Here is a 4,122-nt window from a genome sequence, read left to right as displayed (position 1 = left end):
AACTGAATTTATAGGTATCGCTAATTACAAAGAAGGTTTACTTGATGGTGAACAATTACGTTTCGATAAAGAAGGTCTTATAATGTCTATAAATGTTTATAGAAATGGTGAGCTAATTGAAACTAAAGAAAATATCAAATCAGAACGTTATGTTGACTTTATGCCAGAAGAAACACAACCTAATAAAAGAAGCGGAAAATATATATTAAATACACATAATGAAACATCTATTTTCACTATGAAAAACGGAGCATTTCAAGATCATAAATGGATATTTTATGACAATGATTCATTAGAAAAACCTATATTACTATCAATAGAAAATTTCTTAGATAATCATCACATTGGAGAACAAGTATTTTTCCATGAAGATGGAAAAATAATGTTAATAGAATACTATGCTGAGCTTTATCAATCTTTCCCTGAAAAATCTACTTGGTTTGATTATGACGAAAATGGAGTATTGTCATCTGAAAGAAATTATAGAAAAAATAAAAAAGATGGTCATCATATATTCTATAATGATGGTAAAATTATAAAAGATATGTCTTATAGAGACGGAAAACTATTTGGGCCTTCTATATTCTATAAAGAAGATGGAACTAAACTAATCATTGATTATGAATATGGATTTAAAGTTGGAGAAAGAATTGAATAAATAAATAAAATAGAGGATAGTTTTTTACTATCCTCTAACTATTATTCAATATATTTTCTATAACTTGTTCTGCACATCTAATACCATCAACTGCAGCACTCATTATACCCCCTGCATAACCAGCTCCTTCTCCTGAAGGAATAATTCCCTTAACACTAGCATTAAGATTTTCATTTCTATTTATTCTTATAGGCGAAGAAGTTCTACTTTCAACTCCAGTAATAATTGCATCTCCACTTCCAAATCCTTTAATTTTATTATCAAATAATCTTAATCCTTCTCTCAATGAACTACTAATATATTCTGGAAATAAATCATTCATATTTACCAACTTATATCCTATACTATAACTAGGTTTGACTTTCCCTATTTTTGTAGTTTTTTTATTATTTATAAAATCAACAACCATTTGTACAGGTGCTTTATAATCTGAACCTCCTAAAATAAATGCTTTTTCTTCAATTTCTCTTTGAAAATACATACCTGATAGAACATGGTCATTTAAATCATCTGGCATAACATTAACTAAAACTGCAGAATTTGCATTTTCTAAATCTCTTTTACTATAACTCATACCATTAACAACAAGTCTACCTTTCTCACTTGCTGAAGGTACTACTACACCTCCCGGACACATACAAAATGTATATACCCCTCTATTATTTGAAGTTCTTGCATTAAGTTTATACTCTGCAGGGGGTAATATATCTTTATATTTCCCATATTGAACTTTATTAATCATATCTTGTTTATGTTCAATTCTAACTCCCATAGAAAAAGGCTTTTTACTCATTTCAAGTTTATTTTTATATAACATTTCAAAAGTATCTCTTGCACTATGTCCTATTGCTAATATTAAATTATCAGTTTCTAATTCATAAATTTCATTTTTTTTCATATCTAATAATTTTATACTAGATAATTCATTATTAGAGTTAATTGTATAATCTATAAACTTAGTATTAAAATAATATTTACCACCAAGATTTTCAATTTTATTTCTAATATTTTCAACTATCTTTATCAATTCATCTGTACCCAAATGTGGTTTAGATATATATTTTATTTCAGGATTAGCTCCACATTCTATCAACTCTTCTACAACTTTCTGTATTCGTATATTATGAGTATTTGTTGTTAGTTTACCATCAGAAAAAGTTCCGGCACCTCCTTCGCCAAATTGAACATTACTCTCTACATTTAAATTGGCTGTATTAAAAAAATTATATACCGTTTTTTCTCTTTCTCTTACTGATTCTCCTCTTTCTATAATTATAGGTTTTAAATTAGCCTGAGCAAGTATTAATCCAGCAAACATACCAGCAGGCCCTGTACCTATAATAACAGGTCTCAATCCTTTAAAATTTTCTACTATTTTTTGAGGATATATATATTCTTCTACCACTTGTAAATTTTTATAATTTTCTATTTCAGCATCTAATATATCATCACTATTAAAATCTATAGAATATACATACTTTATATTATTTTTGTTTCTTGCATCTATAGATTTATTATTAATTCTAACATCGGTTACATTTGTAATATTTAATAATTCTTTTATAGTTTCTATTACATCATTTAAATCATGTTTAACATCTACTTTAACATTAGTTATTCTTAACATTTCACTCCCCTTAAAAACATCTAGCAACTGCAAATGAGGTCATAAAACACCAAGTAAGATTATACCCTCCACAGTCTCCAAAAACATCTAATACTTCTCCTATTATATATAACCCTTTAATAATATTTGATTCGAACGTTATATTATTAACTTCACTTAATCTTATTCCTCCAGCAGTTACTTGTGCGTTAGAAAATCCCATTGTATCATATACTTTAATATGATAATTTTTTAAATTATCTACTAATTTATCAATTATACTCTTATTTATTTCAGAAACTTTAACATCTAATTTTTCAACACCAGATTTTTTAAGCAAAAATACAGCTAGTTTTTTATTAACCAAACCATTTAAAAGATACTCAGAATTTAAATAACCTAATTTATAAATCCTATCATATATGTTTTTTTTCAATTCTTTTTTATCTATATTCGGTAAGAAATCAACATAAAAGTCTATATTTTCAAATCCATATAAAGCTGTTAAATATGATAAATTAAATACTGTTGGACCTGATATACCATAAGGGGTAAATAACAACTCATTTTTATCTTCTCTTATTTTTTCATTTTTAACAAAAGCTTTTAATATAACAGGAAGTTTAACGCCTTCTAATCCTTTAACATATTCTTTTTCCGACTTAAGTTGTACTAATATTGGGTATAACTCAGTTGAAGTATGACCCATTTTAGAAGCTAGTATATATCCACTACCATTAGAACCCAGTTCTTTATATGAATTACCCCCTGTAGCTAATACAATATTATCAAATATATATTCTCTATTATTCGTTGTTATATTAAATTTATTATTTTTCTTTCTTATCTTTTCAACTTCTTCATTTAAAACTATATTTACATTTTCAAAACTTTCAAGTTTGAATCTTAAAGCATCTACAACTGAAGAAGCTTGATATGAGTTTGGATATACTTTACCACTATCTTCAATTGAAGGTTCAATTCCAATATTTGAAAAAAATTCTAGTACATCTTTATACGAAAAATCTTCAAATATATCTTTACTTATTTCTTTGTCTATTGAAAAATAATTTGAATAACTTGCATTAACATTAGTATAATTACAAGTACCATTACCTGTAACTAATAATTTTTTTAATATTCTATCTTTTCTTTCAATAACAGTTACTTCATAACCTTTTTCTGCTAATAATATAGCAAGAACTACTCCTGATGCCCCAGCTCCAATTATACCTATATTCATAAATTTTCTCTTTCTTTTTGTTGTTTTAACTGATCTCTAAGAGCAAATATACACCCACAATAACATTGTCTATATACATCATATTCATTACATAATTCTATACTTCTTTTATAACCATTATTCTTTTTAAAATCAGAAGGAAGATATTTAACATCATATATTTCCTGCACTTCAAATCCAAGTTCGTTTATCAATTTTGAATTTTTCTTAGGAGATAATGTAAGTGCTGATCCAAAATAATCAAATCCCATTTTTTTAGCATAATTTGCAACTATATCTAAACGCATTTGAAAACATGTTATACATCTTTTACCACCTTCTGGTTCAAACTCTTCTCCCTTAGTTAATTCAACAAAATATTTAGGATTATATTCATCTTCTATAAAACCTACATTATTACCAGTTCTTTTATTAAATTCTAGTATAAACTCTTCTTGAACTCTTGCTCTTTTTTCATATTCTGATTTAGGATGAATATTGGAATTGGCAAAAAGTACAGTAACATCAGCATATTCTGAAAGAAATTCAAGAGTGTATGTACTGCATGGCGCACAACAGCTGTGAATAAGTATTTTGGGCCTTACTTCGCTTTTTTTCCAGTCATCAACCAGTTTA

The 4,122-nt window shown here is 26.7% G+C and carries 4 protein-coding genes; 1 reads left to right on the top strand and 3 read right to left on the bottom strand.

What is annotated here, in order from left to right; genetic code table 11:
- A partial coding sequence (locus ACWYO2_RS05030) for a toxin-antitoxin system YwqK family antitoxin (RefSeq protein WP_455515392.1) occupies positions 1-658 on the top strand: 658 nt, incomplete at its 5' end.
- Positions 659-692: 34 nt separating this feature from the next.
- Here ACWYO2_RS05030 and ACWYO2_RS05025 read toward each other — a convergent pair.
- The 3 genes from ACWYO2_RS05025 to ACWYO2_RS05015 form a co-directional block, all read right to left on the bottom strand.
- Positions 693-2,285 carry an NAD(P)/FAD-dependent oxidoreductase gene (locus ACWYO2_RS05025; protein ID WP_455515391.1) on the bottom strand — a complete coding sequence of 531 codons (1,593 nt, stop codon included), beginning with the start codon at positions 2,283-2,285 and terminating at the stop codon, positions 693-695.
- 10 nt (positions 2,286-2,295) lie between these two features.
- On the bottom strand, positions 2,296-3,507 hold the full coding sequence (locus ACWYO2_RS05020) for an NAD(P)/FAD-dependent oxidoreductase (protein ID WP_455515390.1): 1,212 nt from the start codon (positions 3,505-3,507) through the stop codon (positions 2,296-2,298).
- A partial coding sequence (locus ACWYO2_RS05015; RefSeq protein ID WP_455515389.1) for an epoxyqueuosine reductase QueH occupies positions 3,504-4,122 on the bottom strand: 619 nt, incomplete at its 5' end. The genes ACWYO2_RS05015 and ACWYO2_RS05020, both read right to left, overlap by 4 nt.

The sequence above is a fragment of the Pseudostreptobacillus sp. genome, from assembly GCF_977040545.1.
This window is presented reverse-complemented; position numbering and strand designations above follow the sequence as displayed.